The sequence below is a fragment of the Brevundimonas sp. genome (genome assembly GCF_018608325.1).
Taxonomy (GTDB): domain Bacteria; phylum Pseudomonadota; class Alphaproteobacteria; order Caulobacterales; family Caulobacteraceae; genus Brevundimonas.
The window spans coordinates 43,613-64,573 of record NZ_JABAZW010000102.1; the positions used below are offsets into that span (position 1 = coordinate 43,613).

29 protein-coding genes are annotated in these 20,961 nt (G+C 64.4%); 15 read left to right on the forward strand and 14 right to left on the reverse strand.

The window, feature by feature from the left end:
• A partial coding sequence (locus tag QZ281_RS10310) for a D-amino acid dehydrogenase (protein WP_292228007.1) occupies positions 1 to 925 on the reverse strand: 925 nt, incomplete at its 3' end.
• A 135-nt stretch (positions 926 to 1,060) separates the two neighbouring features.
• Between QZ281_RS10310 and QZ281_RS10315 the strand changes: the two genes are divergently transcribed.
• The 5 genes from QZ281_RS10315 to QZ281_RS10335 all read left to right on the forward strand — a co-directional run bounded on the left by QZ281_RS10315 (position 1,061) and on the right by QZ281_RS10335 (position 4,839).
• Positions 1,061 to 1,510 carry an Lrp/AsnC family transcriptional regulator gene (locus QZ281_RS10315; protein WP_292228010.1) on the forward strand — a complete coding sequence of 150 codons (450 nt, stop codon included), beginning with the start codon at positions 1,061 to 1,063 and terminating at the stop codon, positions 1,508 to 1,510.
• Positions 1,511 to 1,710: 200 nt separating this feature from the next.
• Positions 1,711 to 2,055: a RidA family protein gene (locus QZ281_RS10320; RefSeq protein WP_292228013.1), complete on the forward strand. Its 345-nt coding sequence runs from the start codon at positions 1,711 to 1,713 to the stop codon at positions 2,053 to 2,055.
• Between the two features lie 64 nt (positions 2,056 to 2,119).
• Positions 2,120 to 3,811, forward strand: a complete 1,692-nt coding sequence (locus QZ281_RS10325; protein WP_292228016.1) for a lysine--tRNA ligase — start codon at positions 2,120 to 2,122, stop codon at positions 3,809 to 3,811.
• 68 nt (positions 3,812 to 3,879) lie between these two features.
• Entirely contained in the window at positions 3,880 to 4,260 is a 381-nt protein-coding gene (locus tag QZ281_RS10330; protein WP_292228019.1) for a hypothetical protein, read from the forward strand.
• Positions 4,261 to 4,362: 102 nt separating this feature from the next.
• Entirely contained in the window at positions 4,363 to 4,839 is a 477-nt protein-coding gene (locus QZ281_RS10335; protein WP_201099434.1) for an SH3 domain-containing protein, read from the forward strand.
• A 129-nt stretch (positions 4,840 to 4,968) separates the two neighbouring features.
• Here QZ281_RS10335 and QZ281_RS10340 read toward each other — a convergent pair whose 3' ends face one another.
• The 5 genes from QZ281_RS10340 to QZ281_RS10360 form a co-directional block, all read right to left on the reverse strand.
• Positions 4,969 to 5,604, reverse strand: a complete 636-nt coding sequence (locus tag QZ281_RS10340) for a helix-turn-helix transcriptional regulator (RefSeq protein ID WP_292228023.1) — start codon at positions 5,602 to 5,604, stop codon at positions 4,969 to 4,971.
• Between the two features lie 52 nt (positions 5,605 to 5,656).
• Entirely contained in the window at positions 5,657 to 6,076 is a 420-nt protein-coding gene (locus tag QZ281_RS10345) for a hypothetical protein (protein ID WP_292228027.1), read from the reverse strand.
• 100 nt (positions 6,077 to 6,176) lie between these two features.
• On the reverse strand, positions 6,177 to 6,527 hold the full coding sequence (locus QZ281_RS10350; RefSeq protein ID WP_292228029.1) for a hypothetical protein: 351 nt from the start codon (positions 6,525 to 6,527) through the stop codon (positions 6,177 to 6,179).
• Positions 6,528 to 6,715: 188 nt separating this feature from the next.
• Positions 6,716 to 7,111: a PaaI family thioesterase gene (locus QZ281_RS10355; protein WP_292228033.1), complete on the reverse strand. Its 396-nt coding sequence runs from the start codon at positions 7,109 to 7,111 to the stop codon at positions 6,716 to 6,718.
• A complete protein-coding gene (locus tag QZ281_RS10360; RefSeq protein WP_292228036.1) occupies positions 7,108 to 7,557 on the reverse strand; it encodes a PaaI family thioesterase in 450 nt (149 codons plus the stop codon). The genes QZ281_RS10355 and QZ281_RS10360 overlap by 4 nt, the downstream gene beginning before the upstream one ends.
• 85 nt (positions 7,558 to 7,642) lie before the next feature.
• Between QZ281_RS10360 and QZ281_RS10365 the strand changes: the two genes are divergently transcribed.
• A complete protein-coding gene (locus QZ281_RS10365) occupies positions 7,643 to 8,713 on the forward strand; it encodes a ligase-associated DNA damage response exonuclease (RefSeq protein WP_292228102.1) in 1,071 nt (356 codons plus the stop codon).
• On the opposite strand, the gene QZ281_RS10370 is transcribed toward QZ281_RS10365, so the two are convergent.
• On the reverse strand, positions 8,687 to 10,333 hold the full coding sequence (locus QZ281_RS10370) for a response regulator (RefSeq protein WP_292228039.1): 1,647 nt from the start codon (positions 10,331 to 10,333) through the stop codon (positions 8,687 to 8,689). The two genes, QZ281_RS10365 and QZ281_RS10370, sit on opposite strands and share 27 nt — an antisense overlap.
• Positions 10,334 to 10,553: 220 nt before the next feature.
• Here QZ281_RS10370 and queC point away from each other — a divergent pair, with 220 nt between their 5' ends.
• From queC to QZ281_RS10385, 3 genes are read left to right on the forward strand one after another with little or no spacing between them, the layout of a single operon-like run.
• The gene (queC, locus tag QZ281_RS10375) at positions 10,554 to 11,297 is read left to right on the forward strand and encodes a 7-cyano-7-deazaguanine synthase QueC (protein WP_292228042.1); all 744 of its coding nucleotides are present in this window, start codon (positions 10,554 to 10,556) and stop codon (positions 11,295 to 11,297) included.
• Positions 11,294 to 11,929 (forward strand): 7-carboxy-7-deazaguanine synthase, encoded by a 636-nt coding sequence (gene queE / locus QZ281_RS10380; RefSeq protein ID WP_292228104.1) that lies wholly within the window; start codon positions 11,294 to 11,296, stop codon positions 11,927 to 11,929. Before queC ends, queE begins: the two co-directional genes overlap by 4 nt.
• Positions 11,929 to 12,297 (forward strand): 6-carboxytetrahydropterin synthase, encoded by a 369-nt coding sequence (locus QZ281_RS10385; RefSeq protein WP_292228045.1) that lies wholly within the window; start codon positions 11,929 to 11,931, stop codon positions 12,295 to 12,297. Before queE ends, QZ281_RS10385 begins: the two co-directional genes overlap by 1 nt.
• Here QZ281_RS10385 and QZ281_RS10390 read toward each other — a convergent pair.
• The 3 genes from QZ281_RS10390 to QZ281_RS10400 form a co-directional block, all read right to left on the reverse strand.
• A complete protein-coding gene (locus tag QZ281_RS10390; protein WP_292228048.1) occupies positions 12,294 to 12,986 on the reverse strand; it encodes an alpha/beta fold hydrolase in 693 nt (230 codons plus the stop codon). The two genes, QZ281_RS10385 and QZ281_RS10390, sit on opposite strands and share 4 nt — an antisense overlap.
• A 204-nt stretch (positions 12,987 to 13,190) precedes the next feature.
• Positions 13,191 to 13,466 (reverse strand): hypothetical protein, encoded by a 276-nt coding sequence (locus QZ281_RS10395; RefSeq protein WP_292228051.1) that lies wholly within the window; start codon positions 13,464 to 13,466, stop codon positions 13,191 to 13,193.
• Between the two features lie 58 nt (positions 13,467 to 13,524).
• A complete protein-coding gene (locus QZ281_RS10400) occupies positions 13,525 to 14,373 on the reverse strand; it encodes a thioesterase family protein (RefSeq protein ID WP_292228053.1) in 849 nt (282 codons plus the stop codon).
• Between the two features lie 201 nt (positions 14,374 to 14,574).
• Here QZ281_RS10400 and QZ281_RS10405 point away from each other — a divergent pair, with 201 nt between their 5' ends.
• Both QZ281_RS10405 and QZ281_RS10410 read left to right on the forward strand, forming a co-directional pair.
• The gene (locus tag QZ281_RS10405) at positions 14,575 to 15,063 is read left to right on the forward strand and encodes a helix-turn-helix domain-containing protein (RefSeq protein ID WP_292228056.1); all 489 of its coding nucleotides are present in this window, start codon (positions 14,575 to 14,577) and stop codon (positions 15,061 to 15,063) included.
• 123 nt (positions 15,064 to 15,186) lie between these two features.
• Positions 15,187 to 15,471, forward strand: a complete 285-nt coding sequence (locus QZ281_RS10410) for a hypothetical protein (protein ID WP_292228059.1) — start codon at positions 15,187 to 15,189, stop codon at positions 15,469 to 15,471.
• Between the two features lie 115 nt (positions 15,472 to 15,586).
• On the opposite strand, the gene QZ281_RS10415 is transcribed toward QZ281_RS10410, so the two are convergent.
• From QZ281_RS10415 to QZ281_RS10425, 3 genes are all read right to left on the reverse strand, one after another.
• On the reverse strand, positions 15,587 to 16,807 hold the full coding sequence (locus QZ281_RS10415; protein WP_292228061.1) for an RtcB family protein: 1,221 nt from the start codon (positions 16,805 to 16,807) through the stop codon (positions 15,587 to 15,589).
• A 316-nt stretch (positions 16,808 to 17,123) separates the two neighbouring features.
• Positions 17,124 to 17,372, reverse strand: coding sequence for a helix-turn-helix transcriptional regulator (locus QZ281_RS10420; protein WP_292228063.1), 249 nt, complete (start codon positions 17,370 to 17,372; stop codon positions 17,124 to 17,126).
• Positions 17,372 to 17,974 carry a DUF2975 domain-containing protein gene (locus tag QZ281_RS10425; protein WP_292228066.1) on the reverse strand — a complete coding sequence of 201 codons (603 nt, stop codon included), beginning with the start codon at positions 17,972 to 17,974 and terminating at the stop codon, positions 17,372 to 17,374. The genes QZ281_RS10420 and QZ281_RS10425 overlap by 1 nt, the downstream gene beginning before the upstream one ends.
• A 20-nt stretch (positions 17,975 to 17,994) precedes the next feature.
• On the opposite strand from QZ281_RS10425, the gene QZ281_RS10430 reads away from it, so the two are divergent.
• Positions 17,995 to 19,002, forward strand: coding sequence for an MBL fold metallo-hydrolase (locus QZ281_RS10430; RefSeq protein WP_292228069.1), 1,008 nt, complete (start codon positions 17,995 to 17,997; stop codon positions 19,000 to 19,002).
• On the opposite strand, the gene QZ281_RS10435 is transcribed toward QZ281_RS10430, so the two are convergent.
• Positions 18,999 to 19,409 carry a hypothetical protein gene (locus tag QZ281_RS10435; protein ID WP_292228072.1) on the reverse strand — a complete coding sequence of 137 codons (411 nt, stop codon included), beginning with the start codon at positions 19,407 to 19,409 and terminating at the stop codon, positions 18,999 to 19,001. The genes QZ281_RS10430 and QZ281_RS10435 overlap by 4 nt on opposite strands.
• Before the next feature lie 121 nt (positions 19,410 to 19,530).
• Here QZ281_RS10435 and QZ281_RS10440 point away from each other — a divergent pair, with 121 nt between their 5' ends.
• The 3 genes from QZ281_RS10440 to QZ281_RS10450 all read left to right on the forward strand — a co-directional run.
• The gene (locus QZ281_RS10440; protein WP_292228073.1) at positions 19,531 to 20,232 is read left to right on the forward strand and encodes a YafY family protein; all 702 of its coding nucleotides are present in this window, start codon (positions 19,531 to 19,533) and stop codon (positions 20,230 to 20,232) included.
• 58 nt (positions 20,233 to 20,290) lie between these two features.
• The gene (locus QZ281_RS10445) at positions 20,291 to 20,641 is read left to right on the forward strand and encodes a VOC family protein (RefSeq protein WP_292228075.1); all 351 of its coding nucleotides are present in this window, start codon (positions 20,291 to 20,293) and stop codon (positions 20,639 to 20,641) included.
• A 62-nt stretch (positions 20,642 to 20,703) separates the two neighbouring features.
• Positions 20,704 to 20,961: ecotin family protein (locus QZ281_RS10450; RefSeq protein WP_292228076.1), on the forward strand; the 258-nt coding region annotated here is incomplete at its 3' end.

Sequence of the window (20,961 nt, forward strand, 5' to 3'; positions counted from 1 at the left end):
TGCGGTCGCCCAGACGGGTGATGGCGACCTTGTAGCTTTCGTCCATGACGGTCGAGACGGGGGCGCGCTCTGCGTCGGTGATCCGGGCCGTGATCGAATAGCCCTTCACCGGATAGACCGGCAGTTTCAGCCCCAGCGGCGCGACCATCTGCGGCGAATAGGAGCCCAGCGCCACGACCACGGCGTCGGCCTGAAGCGTGCCCATGCTGGTGCGCGCGCCCACGACGCGGCCATTGGCTTCGGTCAGGCCGTGGATCTGGACGCCGTTGTGGAAGACCACGCCCTGTTCCGCCGCCATCCTGGCCAGAGCATTGGTGAACAGGAAACAGTCGCCCGTCTCGTCATTCGGCAGGCGCAGGCCGCCGACGAAGGGAACGTCTGATGCGGCCAGACCCGGCTCTGCGGCGATGCAGCCTGCGGGGTCCAGAACTTCGCACGGGACACCCTGGGCGCGCAGGACGTCGACATCCTTGTGCACGTCGGCCAGCTGTTTTTCGGTGCGGAACAGTTGCAGCGTGCCTTGCTCGCGCCCGTCATAGGCGATGCCGGTCTGGCGGCGCAGCAGGTCCAGCTGGTCGCGGCTGTATTCGGCCAGACGCACCATCCGCCCCTTGTTCAGCGCATAGCGTTCGTGGGTGCAGTTGCGCAGCATGGCCAGGGTCCAGCGGATCATGGCCATGTCCAATTGCGGACGGATGATCAGCGGCGCGTGGCGCATCAACAGCCACTTCATCGCCTTAACCGGGATCGACGGCGCGGCCCACGGCGCGGAATAGCCGGGCGACACCTGACCCGCATTGGCGAAGCTGGTCTCCAGCGCCGGGCCGCTCTCGCGGTCGACCACGACCACCTCATGGCCTGCCTGATTGAGATACCAGGCGGTGGTGACGCCGATGACGCCCGAACCAAGCACCAGAACCCGCATGTGACGCTTCCAAGCCGATTGTTTTCGTTGGGCGGAAGTTACCCCTGCGTCGTTCGATGATCCTGCCTGTTTGCGCAATGATCAGCGGCTGATAGAGGGTTTACGCAATTATCTGCGGTCAGAAGGCGGAAAATTGTGACCCTGCTCGATCCTGTCGATCAACGCATCCTGCAGCGCCTGCGCGCCGACGGGCGGATCAGCAATGCGGACCTTGCGTCCGAGGTCGGTCTGTCGCCGTCCGCCTGTCTGCGGCGGGTGCGCCGACTGGAGGAGCGGGGCGTGATCCGCGGCTATGCCGCCGTGCTGGCCAATGACGCCGACGACGGGGTGGTGGCCTATGTCGAGATCACGCTGGAGAAACAGACCGATGACCACATGCGCCGGTTCGAGGCGGCGGTCAGGAACCACCCGGAAATCCGCGACTGCTATCTGATGGCGGGAGAGGCGGACTATATCGTCCGCGCCGTGGCGCCCGACATCGCCGCCTATGAGGTGATCCACAAGGACGTGCTGTCGCGCCTGCCCGGCGTGTCGCGCATCCACTCCAGCCTTGCGATCCGCAACGTGCTGGCGGCGGGGGGATAGGGCGGGATTTCTCCGTTTCGTCATCCTCGGGCTCGACCCGAGGATCGGAGGTTCGGCTGCTGGTGCGATGAAGGTACGCACAGCCCGATCTGCGCCCGGCCCTCGGGTCAAGCCCGAGGGTGACGGAGGGGAGGGGCGGTCCTAGACAGACGTGCTCTCATGCCGATAGGTGCAGCGACCGTTTTACAGGAGTTCTTCCCATGATCACCCGCATCCAGCCCGGCGCCCGCATGAGCGAGGCGGTGATTCATGGCGACACCATCTATCTGTCGGGACAGGTGGGTGAGCCGGGCGATGATGTGGTCGCCCAGACGAAGACGGCGCTGGCCGAGATCGAGGCCCTGCTGGCCGAGGCGGGCAGCGACAAGTCGAAAATCCTGATGGCCCAGATCTGGCTGGCCGACATGGCTGATTTCGAGGCGATGAACAGCGTCTGGGACGCCTGGGTCGACACCGCCAATCCGCCCGCCCGTGCGACGGGTGAAAGCAGGCTGGCGACGCCGGACTATCTGGTCGAGGTCATTGTGACCGCCGCAAAGGGCTGAAAGCCCGCCAGCAAAGGGCGACGGACGGTTGACCGCGCGGTTTGCAGCCTGCAAACCGCCGCCCATGCTACAGAACCTCGAAACTCTCGCCCGCGAGGCCAAGTCCTGGCCGTTTGAGCAAGCCCGCAATCTTCTGGCCCACGTGCTGAAGAAACGGCTGGCGGAGGCTGAGCGCGCCGAGGCCAAGGCCCTGATCGACGCGGGCAAGGCCGATGAGGCGCTGGCGAAGTTCGAGGCCCTGCGCCGCCCGGTGATCCTGGAGACGGGTTACGGCCCGTCGGGCCTGCCGCACATGGGCACATTCGGCGAAGTGGCGCGCACGACGATGGTGAGGAACGCCTTCCGCGCCCTGACCGGCGATCACTGGAAGACGCGCCTGATCGCGTTCAGCGACGACATGGACGGCCTGCGCAAGGTGCCGGAAGGCGTGCCGAACCCGGAGATGCTGCGTGAAGACCTGCATCTGTCGCTGACGCGGGTGCGCGATCCGTTCGGCACCCATGACAGTTTCGGCGCGCACAACAATGCGCGTCTGCGGGCATTCCTGGACAGCTTCGGCTTTGACTATGAGTTCATGTCCTCGACCGAGACCTACAAGTCCGGGCGGTTTGACGCGACCCTGCTGACCCTGCTGGAGCGGTTTGACGCGGTGCAGGCCATCATGCTGCCGACGCTGGGCGAGGAGCGGCGCGCGACCTATTCGCCCTTCCTGCCGGTCAGCCCGATCACCGGCCATGTGCTGCAGGTGCCGACGCTGGAACGCAATGTCGAGAAGGGGACCATCACCTTCGAAGACCCTGCAGGCGAGCCGGGCAACCGCACCGAGGTTCCGGTCACCGGCGGCCATGTGAAGCTGCAGTGGAAGCCCGACTGGGCCATGCGCTGGGTCGCGCTGGACATCGACTATGAGATGTCGGGCAAGGACCTGATCGAGAGCGTGCGTGAAAGCTCCAAGGTCTGCCGCGCGTTGGGCGGCACGCCGCCGGAAGGCTTCAACTACGAACTGTTCCTCGACATCGAGGGCAAGAAGATTTCGAAGTCCAAGGGCAACGGCCTGACGATGGACGAATGGCTGCGCTACGGCACTCCCGAGAGCCTGTCGTGGTATATGTTCCAGTCGCCCAAGTCGGCCAAGTCGTTGCACTTCAACGTCATTCCGCGCGCGATCGACGACTATCTGGCCTTCATCGAAAGCTACAAGACGCAGGAGCCGCTTAAGCGGATCGACAACGCCGTCTGGTCGATCCACGCCGGTGATCCGCCGACCCACACCTCGCCGGTGTCCTTCGCCCTGCTGCTGAATCTGGTGGGCGTGGCCAATGCGTCCAGCAAGGCGCAACTGTGGGCCTATTTCGCCAAATATCTGCCGGATGCGACGCCTGAGAACGAGCCGCTGCTGGACCGACTGATGGACCATGCGCTGAACTACTACGAGGACTTCGTGAAGCCCTCCAAGTCGTACCGCCTGCCGGACGACAAGGAGAAGGCGGCACTGCTTGATCTGGCGGCGCGCCTGAAGGCTCTGCCTGCCGACACCACGGATGGCGAACTGATCCAGAACGAGGTCTATGCGGTCGGCAAGGAACAGGCGTTCGAGCCGCTGCGCGCCTGGTTCGGGGCGCTGTACGAAGTGCTTCTGGGGGCATCGCAAGGGCCGCGTTTCGGCTCGTTCGCCGCCATCTATGGCCTGCCGCAGACGATTGCGCTGATCGAAGCAGGCGCAAACGGCGAACTGGCCAAGTCGTCCAAAGAATAAGGGGTATTCCTTAGTGGAAGGCTTTCTTAACGGAGCGAGCCTTCCACTTCGCCTCTAATGTGGAGGCGATGTTGGACTACGTCATCGACGAAGACGCCTGTATATTTCAGCTCGACATGGTCTCGGCCGGGTCATCGGATCGATTGCTGGAGGTCACGCTGGCGCTGATCGCCGCGCGGCCTGAACTGTGTGGCTGGGACTGGATCGCTCTGGGCGAGCCCTTGCCCGATGACGCCACGACGGAGCATCTGGCCCATCTTCAGGCCGCGTGGGGACCGCCGCCGGAAGTCGAGGCGGTGACCGTCTTCGTCACCCATGACACCCTGCTGCACCTGTGGGCCAGGGTGATGGATTTCCAGTTCGTGCGCCGCAAACACTTGGTGGTGCGTGAACTCGATACGGCCTATCGGCTGATCGAAAGACGCCGAATTTTGCGCCGCGCGGCCTGAGCCGCAGCAAACATGAACCGAAAATAACAGGCAGGCTGGGGGAGCCTTCAGGTTCGTCCGGGCATTGTGTCTTCAACGACGATGCAATGACAGGAGACGGCCATGTCGAACAAGTTTCTGAATACGGGTCTGGCCACGGCTGCGGCTCTGGCTGCGCTGGTCACCGCCGCCCCGATGGCGGCTCAGGCCCAGGCCAACGGCATCACCAACTGCGACGCCCCCGGCGGTCGCCAGACGGCAGGCGCCCTGATCGGTGCAGTGGTCGGCGGCGTGGTGGGCTCCAATCTTGCGCGCAATGAGCGCACGGCAGGCACGGTGGTCGGTGCGGGCGCAGGTGCTGCGGCCGGTTCCTACATCGGCTGCAACCAGCAACGGACCCGTGCGGCGGCCAACGCCTCGCAGGGCGGTCAGTACCGCGCCACCTCCAACCTGCGCATCCGCAGCGGTCCCGGCGCCAACTATCGTCAGGCCGGCAGCCTGTCCGCCGGTCAGCCCTTCACCGTCGTGGGCTCGCAGGGCGAGTGGGTTCAGATCGCTGGCGGCGGCTGGGTGAACGCCCACTACGTCACGGCCAACTAAGATCACAGGTGGCGGCTGTCGGCGCGGTCAGGCGTTCCTGCCCCTCCGGTCCTGAACGGGTCGGCAGTCACAGGCTCACGGTTCTCCGTTTGAGCAGAAAAGCCCCGTGCGGTTCTCCGGGCGGGGTTTTTACTGGCTGACCCACAGGATGCGGGCCATCCACTCGATCTCACCGCGCGGCACCACACGGGGCGGATAGTCCGGGTTGATGGAGGAAAGGGTGACGGCGCGGGACGTCAGGCCGGTGATCTCCTTGGCCACCGTCTCGCCAGAGGTCAGGCGGACGGCGACGCGGTCGCCGCGGCGCACGCGCGTCTCCTGCTGATCCACGATGACGCGGTCGCCTTCGCGGTAGAGGGGGGACATGGAATCGCCGGTGATCTTGAGGCTGAACAGGGTGTCGCGTGGGCGCGGCAGTTCGGTCTGGTCCCAGCCGTCGCCGATGGGCAGGCCTGCATCGTCGAAGAAGCCGCCCTGACCCGCCTTGGCCAGACCCAGCAGGGGAATGGTCGCGGGAACGGGGGCGGCGTCCTCGGCCAGTTCCGCGAACTCGGCCAGGGATACGCCGGTCGCCTGCAGGATCAGGGTCACGCTCTCGGTCGACGGCCAGCGGGGCCGAGGCGGATCGCCCGCGTTAAAGCGTTTGGAGGGATTGAAGCTGGTGGCGTCCAGGCCTGCGCGTTTGGCCAGGGCCGACGGCGTCAGGCCCTCGCGACGGGCGAGGGCGTCGACAGCCTTCCAGAGTTTGGCGTGAGACAGGGGCATCGGCGATTCCGCGATTGCGACGCCACCAGAATAGTTAGGAAAATATCCCTATTCAACCACGCGCGGCCTTACGCTCCTGCCACGCCCAGAAGGTGCCCCATACGATACAGCCGATAATGAGATAACCGCTCAAATTCGTGACTGTGTATAGGGATGCAAAAGGAAGTCGAGTGTCGAGAAGTATCATGATGTGACTCATGACGGTCAAAAGCTGTAATCCACTAGCCCATACTGGCCAACTTCTTTTAGATTTCCAGCTTATGGTTGCAAAAGATATAAGGAGCGCTGCATCTATGGCAAATAAAACTGCCGGACGAGCAGAGCCCAAATCTGTGTTTTGCTGGACGACTACGCTAGCGAACCAAGCTAAGAGATAGGCTCCTGCGCCATTTCGTTCGGTGTCCCCGCCTTTTAAAAAAGCGAAGCCCGCCATCGCGACCATGAACACGGCGCCCAAAATGGCGTAGCTCATATTAAGCATGCAAAATCGCCCCCAAGCATCCTGCTCAGGGGCGATAATGCAGGAAATTCAGCTAGGGGCGAAAGGCCCTTTGGCGCAGATTACTGCGAATTCACGCAACGCTGCGGAGATGGTTCTTGGTCTCGCGCGGTTTCGGATCAAGCCAGTCGTCAGGCTTACCGCCCGGACCGGCAGCATAAGTGCCGTAGCCCATGCGGCGGTGGTCTTTTTGAAGCTCGGCGTGGCAGGCCACGATCGACTCGCGGGCGGCGGCGAGGGCCGCGATGGTTTCCATGGCCTTGGCCTGCGACGCCGTGGCGGCGACGGGCGAAAGCGACAGCGCCGTGCGGGCGCCGATGAAGGATTGGATCAGCGTCGTCGCCTGGGTGATGGCGGCGTCGATGGCATGCTCGGTCGCGTGCAGGTCACTGGCGACGCTGGCGACGACTTCAGTCCGGTCCATGAGAGGAGCCCCGTGTAAGGTTTACAACATGTGACGCTTTACCATTCATTAACCTTGTCTGGTAGTGACTTGTTAACCTTTGAGGCAAAAGGCGATTCTAGACGCCACGTTTCTCAAAATGGCACACTTTGCAGCCTGTATAGGGAGTTTGGCGCGTATCCTGAGTAGTGATGACGCGCTGATTTCATCTATGAGTTGTTGTCGAGCAGGAAGTGAGCGGTCAGGCTGGCGATCGGCTGGTCGCGTTGTTCCTGCCAGGCCTCGGCCTGGACATGAGCGATTCGACGCCCGGCGCGGCTGATGCTGGCGCGGGCGAAGACGTCCAACGGGCGACCCGTGCGCAGATAGGCGACGGTGCCGTTGATCTGACGCGGCAGGCGGGCGCCGGGGAAGGCCAGCGCCACCTGGGCCATGGCGGTCATCTCCAGCAGGGCGGCGGTCGAGCCGCCGTGCAGGGCGGGCAGCATGGGGTTGCCGATCAGCTTGTCCGCAAAGGGCATGACGACGGTCAGTTCGTCGCCGCTGATATGGGTCTGCAGGTTCAGAAACCGGGCGTAGGGCAGGTGGTCCAATACGTAGGTCATGCCTTGGTCTCCGAACGCGGGCGGGGTTTGTTCAGCACATAGGCGGCCTGGGCCGCAGCGACCGGGTCTGAAGGATCGGTTTCGAACGCCCAGGCGCGGACGAAGGCGATGGTGGGCGTCAGGCGATAGCAGAGCCCCTGCGCCTTCAGGTCCTTACGCGGGCGGGCGGCGCGCATGTAATCGATGCGCAGGTCCAGGGTGGCGATGGGCTGGAACTCGTCCATCACGGCCCAGACGGCGAGGCCGCCGACATGGTCGAGCATGGTGGTGACCAGACCGCTGGCCAGGACGCCGGTGTCGGGGTCGCCGACCAGATCCTCGCGCCATGGGACATGGATGCGCGGCTCGCCGTCATGCAGGCCGTCGAACTGGAAGCCCAGGGCCTGGGTATGAGCCGCGCCTGACGCCAGTTGCGGCAGGATGGTGGTGGAGAAGGTCTCGGTCATAGGGTGAAGCAACTCATGCAGCCTGATCCAGGGTTGTTCCTGTATGAAGGGGCGACCAGACGGCGTCGAGAGCGTTAGGTTCGTCATGATCCGCCCGGAAGACCTGCTGCATCCCACGCCCGCCGGCCTGTATTGCCCGCCCGGCGACTTCTACATCGACCCGGTGCGGCCGGTGGATCGGGCGGTGGTGACCCATGGCCATTCGGACCATGCGCGGGCGGGGCATGGGGCGGTGCTGGCGACACGGCAGACGCTGGCGATCATGGCGGAACGCTATGGCGCGGACTTTACGGCCCGCGAACAGGCGGTCGACTACGGCGAGCGGACGACGTTGAACGGGGTTGATCTGCGTCTGGTCCCCGCGGGTCATGTGCTGGGCTCGGCTCAGGTCGAGGTGCGGTGGAAGGGCCTGACCATGGTGGTGTCAGGCGATTACAAGCGGCGTCGCGATCCGACCTGCGCCCTGTTCGAGCCGGTCCCGTGCCATGTCTTCATCTCCGAGGCGACGTTCGGTTTGCCGGTGTTCAACCACCCGCCGGCGGAAGAGGAGGTCGCGCGTCTGGTGCGGTCGCTGGGCCAGTTCCCGGAGCGGGCGCATCTGGTCGGGGCCTATGCGCTGGGCAAGGCGCAGCGGGTCATCAAGCTGCTGCGTGAGGCGGGGTGGGAGCGGCCCATCTATGTGCACGGGGCGATGGAGCGGCTGAATGCGCTGTATGAGCGCGAAGGGGTCGATCTGGGACCGTTGTTGACGACGCGCGATCTGCCCAAGGGTTCGCTGGGCGGAGAGGTGGCGATTGCGCCGCCGTCAGCCATTCAGGACCGCTGGGCGCGGCGGTTCGCCGATCCGGTGACGGCCTTCGCCTCTGGCTGGATGGGCGTGCGGGCCAGGGCGCGTCAGAGGGGCGTGGAGCTGCCGCTGGTGATCTCTGACCACGCCGACTGGACCGAGCTGACCGACACCTTCACCGAACTGAAGCCCGACGAGGTCTGGATCACCCACGGACGCGAGGAAGGCCTGCTGCGCTGGGCCGAGATCAATGACCAGAAGGCGCGGGCGCTGCGTCTGGTGGGTTATGATGATGAGGACGACGAGGCGGTGTCGAGCCTTGCGGAAGGATCAGCTGAGGCGTCAGGCGAAGCGGCGGCCGCTTCGTAAGGCGTCTTCCGGGTCGGGGGCTTCTCCATCCTCTTCCGAGGACGCGGCGTTGGACAGGGCCGCGTTCATTGCCATGCGCAGACGTTCCGGCTTGATCGGCTTTTCGACCACGGCGGCCATGCCGATGGACAGATAGTGTTTGGCGTCGTCAGGGTCGGCGTTGGCGGTCAGGGCGACGATGGGCAGGCGGGCCAGCTTGCCGGGCAGGGCGCGGATGGCCTGGGTCGCCTGGACGCCGTCCATGCGCGGCATCTTGATGTCCATCAGGACCATGTCGAAGGCGCGCTTCTGGACCATTTCGAGCGCTTCCAGGCCATCCTCGGCCAGTTCGGAGCTGCAGCCGAACATCTCGCACAGGGCCTGGGCCACGACGCGGTTGGTGGCGTTGTCGTCGACGATCAGAATGTGGGGCGCCGACTGCAGTTGCAGATCGGACAGGGCGGCGACGTTGGATTCCTCTTCCGTCTCGATGAAGGCGCGTTCGGCGCTGAGGTCGAAGGCGAAGGTGGCGCCGCGCCCATTGTTGTTTTGGGCCCAGATGCGGCCGTCCATGCGCTCGATCACCTGACGGCAGATCGACAGGCCCAGGCCTGCGCCGTCGGGGCCTGAGCCGTGGACGAAGGGTTCGAACAGGGTGTCGACGCGGTCCATGTCGACGCCGGGGCCGTCGTCGCGGACGCGGGCCTCCATGCGGACCTGGTTGCCCTCGACCCAGGCCTTGAGGCGGGCCTCGACGACGCCGTTGCGGGCGAATTTCAGGGCGTTGCTGACCAGATTGGCGAAGACCTGTTTTAGGCGGACGCCGTCGATATTGGCGACCAGTTCGGTGTCGCCCTCATAGCCGACCAGCAGGGTCACGCCGTCCTGAGAGGCGCGCGGCTCCCACATCGACTGGATGTCGTCCATGAGGGCGCGCAGAGGCGTCGGCACGGATTGCAGCTCCAGCTCGCCCGCCTCGGCCTTGGACAGGTCCAGCGCGTCCTGAAGGATGCGCAGCAGGGTTTCGGAGGAATCGACGATGGTCTGAAGATGGGCCTGGGCCGTCTCGGTCAGGGGCTGGCGGCGCAGCAGTTCGGCGACGGCCAGGACGCCGTTCATCGGCGTGCGCAGTTCGTGGCTCATGATGCCCAGGAACTGGCTCTTGGCGCGGGCGGCGGACAGGGCCTGGGTCTTGGTGTCGCTGAGAACGGCGGCCTGAGCGGCCAGTTCGCGGTTCTGTTCGCGCTGGCGATTGTTGACGGCCTGCAGCAGTGACGCCGCAGTGCCGACGCCGTGGTAGCGACCGTCTTTGGTGATCAGGAAGCCGCGCAACAGGGCTGCGGGGCCGCCCTTGAGCATGACGTCGCAGAAGGTTTCGATCCGCACGTCGGATTCCACGACGGCGGGCTCGGGGTCCATGGCGTTGCTGATGGGGCGGGCGTCGTACAGCGCATGGCCCAGACGGCTGGCCATCTTTTCAAGGAAGGCGCTGCGCTCGACCAGGCCGACGGGGACGCCGTCTTCGAGAACTGGAATTACAAGCGTGTCGGGCTCGCGCTCAAAACGCGCAAGAACCTCCGATCCGTAGATCGTCGGCGCGACCGGTTCAGGGCGCTCAGCAAGGGTCTCGATGGTCGGCATACTGCCTCAGAACTCCATACTCGGCTGAATAGTGGAGCTGAACCATTTGCTGATTGGTTAAGCTGAATTCAAAATTGGCCCCGATGACCACCGGTGACAATAAGGGGAAATGCGTGTTTTGCGCCCTGGGCGGGGGTGGTGTATGAGGCCCGCCCGACCCATCTAGGGTCTTCATCCCTTTGTGCATGCGCGCGGCCGACCGGCCGACCGCAGGTTTGTCATGAGCGTTATCCTGGAAAAGACCCCCGAAACGGCCCCTGTGACGGCCCCGACGACGGCTCTGGTCCTGTTCTCGGGCGGGCAGGACAGCGCGACCTGTCTGGCGTGGGCGCTGGAGCGGTTCGACCGGGTCGAGACGGTGGGTTTCGACTATGGCCAGCGCCATGCGGTCGAAATGCAGGCGCGCCAGACGGTGCGCGACAGCATGATCAAGGCCCTGCCGCAGTATGCGGATCGTCTGGGCGACGACCATGTGGTGGACCTGACCGGATATGGGCGGATCGCCGAGAGCGCCCTGACCGCAGATCGCAAGATCGAAATGGATGCGCGCGGTCTGCCGACGACCTTTGTGCCGGGGCGCAACCTGATCTTTCTGGTCGCGGCGGCGGCGCTGGCGGACCGGCGCGGACTGGAGGTTCTGGTCGGCGGCATGTGCGAGACGGACTATTCCGGCTATCCCGACTGTCGGCATGACACGATGGTGGCGATGGCGCGGGCGCTGTCGCTGGGGCTGGACAAGCCGGTGGTGATCGAGACGCCGTTGATGTGGCTGACGAAGGCCCAGACCTGGGAACTGGCCCAGCAGATTGGCGGGGCGGCTCTGGTCGAACTGATCATCGAGGACAGCCACACCTGCTATCAGGGCGACCGGACGCACCGGCACGCCTGGGGCTATGGCTGCGGCGAATGCCCGGCCTGCGAGCTGCGCGCGGCGGGGTATAATGAATGGGCCGCATCAAAGTGACCTATTCGGCCAAGGAAGTCTTCCTGACGGTGCAGGGCGAGGGCGGACAGGCGGGACGGCCCGCGGTCTTCCTGCGCTTCGCCGGCTGCAATCTGTGGAGCGGACGCGAGCAGGATCGGGCCAGCGCCGTCTGCACCTTCTGCGACACCGATTTCGTCGGCGTGGACGGCGGCGGGGGCGGCAAGTTCGCGACGCCGGACCTGTTGGCCGATCATGTCGCATCGCTGTGGCGGGGACGCGAGGGCGATCCCAAGCTGGTGGTCTGCACCGGGGGCGAGCCTCTGCTGCAACTGGATGCGCCGCTGATCGCGGCCCTGCACGCGCGCGGGTTTGAGATTGCGATTGAGAGCAACGGCACGCTTGCGGCGCCGGACGGCATCGACTGGATCTGCGTCAGCCCCAAGGCGGATGCAGCCGTGGTCCAGACGCGCGGGCAGGAGCTGAAACTGGTCTTTCCGCAGGACAAGGCCATGCCCGACCGGTTCGAGCATCTGGATTTCGAACGTTTCTGGCTGCAGCCGATGGATGGGCCGGACCAGGTTCAGAACACCGCCGCCGCCATCGAATACTGCCTGACCCATCCCCAATGGCGCCTGAGCGTCCAGACCCACAAATACATCGGCGTCCGCTAATGCCCGTCTTCGAGATCACCAAACAGGCGACGTTCGACGCCGCCCACCACTTCCCCAACGAACCCGAGGGCAGCATCTATCGCCGCGTCCACGGCCATTCCTTCACGGTCGAGGCGACGGTGCGGTCCGAGGTGCTGGACGTCGAACACGGCTGGGTCGCGGACCTGGGCGCGCTGGACCGGGCGCTGAAGGCGGCGGCGGATACGCTGGATCATGGGATGCTGAACGAGCACCCGGGTCTGGAACTGCCCAGTCTGGAGAACCTGTGCCTATGGTTTGTGGCGCAGTTGAAGCCCGAATGGCCGGGCCTGTGCCGTATTCAGGTGGAGCGTCCGACGATCAACGAGCGGTGTGTGCTGAGCCTTTAGGCGACCAGCCATTCCTCCAGCGCCGCACTGACGGCCTGCGGCTGTTCCAGCGTCGAGGCGTGGCCGCAGTCGGGGATGATGACCAGATGGGCGCCCGGCAGGGCGGAGGCGATTTCGCGCGCGCGGATCGGCGGGGTCAGAGGATCGCGGTCGCCGACCAGAACCAGTGTGGGAATGCGGATGGTGGGCAGGTCGGGGCGTGAATCCGCGCGTTTGATGCTGACCTTCTGTTGGCGAACGAAACCATCAGCACCGATTTCCAGTCCCATGCGGACCTGGGTGTCGATCAGCGTCTGATCGTCCTTGTGCAGCGGATGGACCAGACGCGGCGAGACTTCTCGCAGCAGGGTTTCAAGTTCTCCCGCCTCAACCCGCTCGATCAAGGCTTGCCGCTGCACCGTTTGCTCCGGCGCATCGGGACGTGCGGTGGTGCTCATCAGGGCCAGCCGCTCCACACGTTCCGGCGCCTGTCTCATGATTTCGAACGCGATGTAGCCGCCCATCGAAATGCCGCCCAGCGCAAAGCGTGGCGGGGCGTCGCGCAGGATGGCGGCGGCCATTTGGGCCATGCTGTCGCCCTCCAGAGTCGAGGCGACGGTGACCGGCCTGTGCGGGCTGAGCGCCGCGATCTGAGGGGCGAACATCTCGGCCGTGCAGGACAGGCCGGGGATCAGGACAAGGGGGGTCATGGCATGGAGCCTAGGGCTAATCGACATTCAACCCCAAACCGTCATTCGGGGGCGTCCGTAGCGCGAACCCGGAACCTAGGAGGCTCGCAACCCGGCGCTGAATACGTCCAACAATGGCGCCGCAGCCCTGGGTTCCGGGTTCTTCGCTTCGCTCCGCCCCGGAATGACGATCTGAGATTTCGACCGACTGAATGTCGATTGAACCTAACACGTCTTTCCCTGGCGCTGACGTTGTTCACAGCGGCGTTGCTCGCGTTCGTAGCTGCGTTGTTCGCGTTCGCGACGGGCGCGGGTTTCTTCGTCCGACGTGGTGACGGCGTCGACGCCTGCGCCGACCACCGCGCCTGTGGCCTTGGCCGCGCCGCCCACGGCAGCAGCGGTTCCGCCGACGACCGCCCCGACGACGCAGCCCTGAAGCAACAGGCCTGCGCCCAGGACCACGCCGAGAGCGGCGGAACGCACGATGAGACGGTCGATCATTCAAAGGCTCCGCTGGAAAGGGCGAAGATGGACCGGCAATGGTGAATAGAGGCTGACCTTAGGCGCTGCGTTGCGGCAGCAGCTTGCGGCGCTGGCGGGCGACGGCCAGAGGCGTGCCGTCCACGCCCCAGGCGACGGCGTCATCGACCGTCCAGCCCAGACCCAGATCGATCATGCTGAACTCGAAGAAGGCCCAGCCGTCAGGCGCGTTCTGGGGCGTCGGGTCGGTCAGGATGTCGATGCGGAAATCCACCGTGGTCATCATTGCGGGCGTGCGGGTGATGGTCCAGGCGGGCGGATAGACGGCGTCCAGCAGGAAGCACAGGGCCGCCTCGTCCAGTGCGCGGCCGTCCGCCATCCGCATCCAGGTGCGCTCGATCGCCGGCTTGCCTTCGTTGCCGCCCAGAATATTGGGGCCGCCGTCGAAGCGGTATTCGACCTGGCTGGAGAAATGGGGCGCCATCGGCCCGTGGATGCGGGCCTCGGGGTTCAGGCTGTCCAACGACGGCGGGACGCGGTGCAGGGGCGACGCAGGCGGCGGCGCGCTGTCCAGACCATAGGTGCCGGTGGCGTGGTGGGTCATGCGCCCGTCCTGATCGGCCTCGATGGCGGCATAGAGGACGTTGCGGCCGCCGCGCAGCAGGCGGGGGCGGAATGAGACGGGCTCGCCGAACCTGGCCGCTGACAGATACTGGACGGACAGGGACCGCAGCGGCGCCGTCAGCGACAGGCCTTCGCGCATCCCCTGCGCGCACAGGGCCGCCAGCAATCCGCCGAAGGGGAAACCCTTTTCCGGCGGCAGGCTGTTCGGGCCGTTGGAGAAATGGCCGGGCACGGCGACGGACAGGGCTCCGTCTTCAAGGGTCTGGAAGGCCAGAACGGCGTCGAGGGATTGGGGAGGCGTCATCACGCAGTCCTGAGCAGGCAAGTCAAAAACGAGCAAACACAAAAAACGGAAGGTGCGGTTTGAACCCGCGCCCTCCGCCAGTCAAAGGAACAAGGATTGCGAGCTGGGAGGGCTGCACGTCCGTTGCCAAACAAGACTGACTGACTGGGTTCAGATTGGCAACCCTTGCAAAAACACTGACGCGGGGTCACTTTCACCCGTATGGGACGCACCGCAGACTATAGCCGCCAGAGCTGCTCTATCGCCGCAACGCTTGAGGTGATCGGCGACCCGTGGACGCTGCTGGTCATCCGCGACGCCTTCAATGGCGTGACCCGGTTCGAACAGTGGCAGGACAATCTGGGCGTGGCGCGCAATGTTCTGGCCGCGCGGCTGAAAAGCCTGGTGCAGCACGGAGTGCTTGAGCCGCACCTCTATTCCGAACGCCCGCCGCGCAACGAATATGTCCTGACCGCCAAGGGCAAGGACCTGTACGGGGTGCTGGTGACCCTGCACGGCTGGGGCAACAAGCACGTCTATGGCGGAACCGACAGCGGCATCGACATGGTCCACAAGACCTGCGGCCAGACCCTGACGCCCCGCATCGCCTGCGGCTGCTGCGGCGAAATCGTTAAACCCCGCGACATCAAGCTGACGAGGGCCGAGAACCGCCCGACTGTGGGCGATGTGATGCCGAAGGAAGCGGCTTAGCTTTTGGGCGACATGCGGGAGCCGAGCCTTGATGAAGATGGCTGGCGGCTGCTGAACGCAGAAGAACGACAGCAGACCTATCCGGGTCGTTTCGAGCTTCCCGATCCCAGGATCAGAAACGCCTTGATCACAGGCGATTACGCCAAGCTTCTGTTTGAGATTGGTGTGTCAGGCGACGGGACTGACGAAGACGTCGTTGAACGGATGTGGGTCATTGTTCGCGAGACCCTGAACGGGCGCTATCTTGGAGTGCTCGACAACAAGCCTGACAGCATAGCTGAAAACGACCGGCTGTGGCTGGGCGTGGAGGTTCCGTTCGGACCTGAGCACGTCATCGACGCCCAGATGGGGGACGTCGAGAGCGCCATATTGGCGGCGAAAGAACCTTTGCGGCGGTGGTCGCCATAAGGTTTTGATGGCGACAGGGTGGCGTTGCCCGGGGCAGCATTTGGGGTGAATGGGTTTTACACTCGGGATGCTGAAACGACGAAAGCCGGTCGCGTCTGCACGCAACCGGCTCCCGTCATCCCTTGACGCACACCACCTGACGCAGGGTGTGCACGACCTCGATCAGGTCGGTCTGGGCCGCGATGACCGCGTCGATGTCCTTATAGGCCATTGGGGTTTCGTCGATCACCTCGGCGTCCTTGCGGCACTCGACGCCAGCGGTGGCGCGGACGTGGTCCTCGACCGTGAAGCGGCGCTTGGCCTCGGTGCGGCTCATGGTCCGGCCCGCGCCGTGCGAGCAGGTGCAGAAGCTTTCCGCATTGCCCTTGCCGCGCACGATGAACGACTTCGCCCCCATCGATCCGGGGATGATGCCCAGTTCGCCGTCCTTGGCCGACACCGCGCCCTTGCGGGTCAGGAAGACATCCTTGCCGAAGTGCTTTTCCTTCGAGACATAGTTGTGGTGGCAGTTCACCGCTTCCTGTGTCGTCTCCAGATCCGGCCAGATGGCCTTCAGCACCCCAAGCACCTGATCCATCATCACCTCGCGGTTGGCGCGCGCGTATTTCTGCGCCCACGACACCGCCCGGACATAGTCGATGAAGCCGTCCGTCCCTTCCGGGAAATAGGCCAGGTCCTGATCCGGCAGGTTGATGTGCCAGCGGCGCATCTCGTGCTTGGCCCGTTCGATGAAATAGGTCCCGAAACGGTTGCCGACCCCGCGCGAACCGGAGTGCAGCATCACCCAGACATCGCCCGCCTCATCAAGGCAAAGCTCGATGAAGTGGTTGCCGGTGCCCAGCGTGCCCAGATGGCCGAAACCGCGCGGGTGCGCCGCCTTGGGGTGACGCTCCACCACGGCGTCATAGCCCGCCTTAAGGTCAGCCCAGCGGGTGAACGCCGACGACGGGGGTTCAGCCGCCCAGGCGCCCTTGTCGTTGCGCCCGCCGTTGTCGGTGCGGCCGTGCGGAACGGCGGCCTCGATGGCGGAGCGGATGGCCGACAGGTCGTCAGGCAGATGCTCGGCCCGGATCGAGGTCCGCACCGCCATCATGCCGCAGCCGATGTCCACGCCCACGGCGGCGGGAATGATCGCCCCCACGGTCGGGATCACCGAACCCACCGTCGCCCCCATGCCCCAGTGCACGTCGGGCATGACCGCGACATGTTTATGGATGAACGGCAGCGAGGCCACGTTCTTCAACTGTTTCAGCGCCGCATCCTCGATGGGCACGCCCCGGGTCCAGGCCTTGATGGGCACATGGTCCGGGGTTTCGATTACGTCATAGCCAGACATGGCCGACGTCTCCTTTTCTGTTTCTGATCCTCACGGAACGGCAGGGGAGGCGTCGCTTGCAGATACAAGAAACCCCTCCGGCCGATGGCGGGAGGGGTTGCTGGAAAACCGAAGCCGTTTGACCGATTGTTCCCTACACGCCCTCCACGCACACGACCTCGCCCTGAACCGGCAGTCGGTCCAGGCACTTGGGCGCATTCATGGTGACGGAGTGGATGAACATGGGTCTCTAATCGTCTTCGGAGGCGGGCGGATACACCCATATGCTGTGGCATGGCAACTCCGAGAGGTTGGGTGAGAGGCGCGCTGGGGCGTATTATGCGTTGTTGGCGCGCTGGATTGGCGTCGTCTCTTCGGCTTCGTCCGGCACATATTCCAGAAGGTCGCCGGGCGCGCAGTCCAGGTAGCGGCAGATGGCGTCGAGAGTTTCGAAGCGCAGGCCGCGGACCTTGCCGGACTTCAGCAGGGACAGATTGGTTTCAGATATGCCGATGGCGCGCGCCAGAACATTGGAGCGCACTTTCCGTCTGGCCATGACCACATCGAGACGCAGCAGAATGGGCATCAGACGAACCTCGATGCGTCATCGTGGATTTCAGCGCTCCACTGCATGACGCGGGCCATGACCAGAAGAACTAGTCCCAGACACAGGGCTTTGAAGCTGTCGAGACGAAGCCAGCCTTTATCGTCAAATCCGCTGGCTTCGACCAGCAGATGGCCCAGGGTCGGGGCAATGGCGTAGGCGATCAGCCACAGGGCGATGCGACCGATGCAGCGCGCGTTTTCGGCGCCGAGGACAATGCCTGCACGATAGAGGCCGAAAAGGCGCCGTAACTCCCACAGCACAGCTAACGCCGGGACGATCATCAGGCAGGCTGATCCAGCGAGGGCCATTTTCCGTGTGAAGGCCAGGGGAGCGAGCGTTGTCCATCCCGCAGGCAGGGGCGGAACCTCGAGGCCCAGCATTATCTGCATACCGCCGGGCCGAACTTGAACCCTTTGTCCCACATAGGTCAGCACAGCGACCACGGCGACCGACAGAATGATCGCGCCAATCACGAACAGGGTGGCGAAAAGCCATTCCAGCGGACGACTGAGGCGTCGAATGCGGATCAAGGCCGCAGGTTCGGCGGGCGATGGAGCAGGCAGGTCGATAACAACAGCCATTGTGTGTCGATCTCATCTGATTGACAGATATATTTTTATGTATTTCGATACGTGAAAAGGTGCAAGCTCAGGAGCGGTCTATGGGTGTGTCGAGAATTTCACGACGGCTTCGGCTTGTCATGCCTGTCATGATTTTAGCCTTGGGCGCCTGCGCGACAGCCGCTTCGATTCATCCGGTCACTACTGCTGACCTGGGAGCCGCGTCGCGAACCTCGGTGATGGAGGCCAGTTTGTTGCGACCGGGAGTGGTCGGTTTTCAGCGGGTGAAGTTTGCGCAGTGGACGGCGGGACGGGGCATGTTCATCGACCGCAATGATCCCCGCACCGCCAGCATTCCCAAGGGCATGGAGGAGGCGAGCATCTATGCCTATGTCATCGACCATCCCCGGTTCGGGCGTTATCTGATCGACAGCGGCGTATCGCGTAAACTGGAGGCGAAGCTGAATCCCTTCATGCGGCGCGCCATCGCTGACCTGAACATTCGCATCGACCAAACGACGGAGGATTGGCTGAGCCATGAACAGCCACCGCGCGCGGTGTTCCTGACCCATCTGCATTTTGACCACGTAGGCGGACTGATGGATCTGTCATCGAGCACGCCGGTTTATGTCGGCGCGGGTGATCCGGAGGACGAAAGCCTGGCCAATAGGGTGACTGGTCGCCCTGCGGATATTGCGCTGGAAGGCTATGGTCCGTTGCACGAGTGGCGGTTTGGATCAGATCCGGATGGCGTGTTTTCAGGCATGATCGATGTGTTCGGCGACGGATCGGTGTGGGCGGTGTGGCTGCCGGGCCATTCGCCGGGATCAACCGGCTATCTGATCAATGCGACGGACGGCCCCAAGCTGGTGGTCGGTGATGCCGTGCACACGCGCTTGGGCTGGGATGAGGCCATGCCGCAACCCTTGCCCGCCACAGCGAGGGCCAGTGCGGAATTGACTGCGGATCGCCTGCGTCGCTGGGCGGCGGCCCATCCGCAGGTAGAGGTGTTTTTAGGGCATCAGTCACGAGCCGGGCAGATCGACTAACGACCCGACGAACGCTGGCTGTGGTATGAGATCCCGGGTTTGGCCTGTTGTTCAGCGTCGCCGTATTCGAACGCGGTGATGGGGATGCTGAATGCATTCAGGAAGTCGCGCACGCGTTCGGCCCGTTTTACGGCCAGAGGGACTGCATCCCCGGGGTTGGCCGGATCGGGCAGGCCTGTGATTGCTGTGTATGTGAAGTCACAGCGGTCGGCCACCTCCGCCAGCCATACAAACCCGCCAGTGAACGGACGCGCGAATGTCTCGGTTTCTGGTTCGAAATAGAGGGCGACATAACCCTCGCCGCAGGGTGGCCTTGGTATTGGCGTGCATGCGGCAACTGTCGGCTTGTGCGCGCAGGCGCTCAGGGTCAGCAAGGCGGCTAGGGTCGCATATCGAGGAAGAAGCACTGACCGCTCTCCTGTGTGGGATCTTGAAGTGATTTGTGCGTGCTTTGTTGTCTATTGCAAGTTGCTGAAAGCCGTGCTGACTGCTGCCGCTTTCTGGCAGCAGGTCTGGTAGGGTTGCAGCGTGTCCCGATCCGAGCGCCTTTTTGATCTGTTGAACGCCCTGCGGCGGCATAGGCGGCCGGTCAGCGGGCGGGCGCTGGCGGATGAGATGGGGGTCAGTCTGCGGACCCTGTATCGCGACATCGCCAGTCTGCAGGCGCAGGGGGCGACGATCGAGGGCGAACCGGGGGTGGGCTATGTGCTGCGGCCCGGCTTCATGCTGCCGCCGTTGATGTTCACGCCTGAAGAGATCGAGGCGCTGGTGCTGGGTTCGCGCTGGGTGGCCGAGCGGGCGGACGGGCGGCTGAAGGAGGCGGCGCTGAGCGCGGTTGCGCGGATCGGCGCGGTGCTGCCGCCGGATCTGAAGGAAGAGATGGACAGTTCGTCCCTGTTCGTCGTGCCGGGTGCGCCGTTCCCGACGGATACGGTTGATCCGGCCCTGCTGAGGAAGGCGATCCGCACCGAGCGCAAGCTGAACCTGTGCTATTGCGACGAGGCGGGCAGGGCGTCGGAGCGGGTGGTCTGGCCGTTCGCCCTGGCCTTCTTCGACCGGGTGCGGCTGCTGCTGGCCTGGTGTGAGTTACGTCAGGATTTCCGCAGCTTCCGCACCGACCGGATCGTGGAGGCCGAGGTGCAGGAGGGGCGCTATCCCGCGCGACGTCAGGCCCTGATGAAGACCTATCGCGAAGAACTGGAAAAGCGCCACGCGGCTGAACAATGCTGACGAAAACTGGCAGTATCACGGTCTAGTTTTGTTCCTGTCGAAACGACGGGAGGGGCTGATGACCGACACGGATGACATTCTGCTGGACGTGGCGGACCCTGAAGCCAGCGCGCGGTTCTATGAACGGCTGCTGGCCAGCCGTCCGGTGCAGGCCAGCGCGGACCGGGCGCTGTTCGTGCTGGCGTCGGGACGGCGGCTGAGCCTGTGGCGGCGGATCGAGGGAAGCGCCAGTGCGGCGGTTCAGGTCGGGTTTCGGCTGGAAGCTGCGGCGGCGGTGGATGATCTGCACATCGACTGGTGGGATCGCGGGGCGCGGATCGTGACGCCGCCCGAGGAAATGGCGCAGGGGAGGGGCTTCGTTGCGCGCGACCCTGACGGGCATCGGCTGTGCGTGTTCGCCCTGGCCTAGAGGAACGCGAAACGTGAAAACGCGTTTGAATGGCGAAGCTTCAAAGCCCTGAAAGGCCCGCCATGAAATATCCGTTGACCATCCTGAGTTGCGCCGCCGCCATGACCCTGGCCGCGTGCGGCACGACATCCGCCCAGGTTGGACCGGGTGTTGGGCCACAAGGCGCAGATGAGCTGAAGGCCTTTCCCGCGGCGACGGCGGGCCAGACGCGCCACGTGATCCGTCTGCCGCAGCAGGCGAATGAAGACGCGCTGAAGGTCGAGATCATCGTGGGCAAGACGGCCCGCGTGGACTGCAACAACCACTTCTTCGGCGGGCGG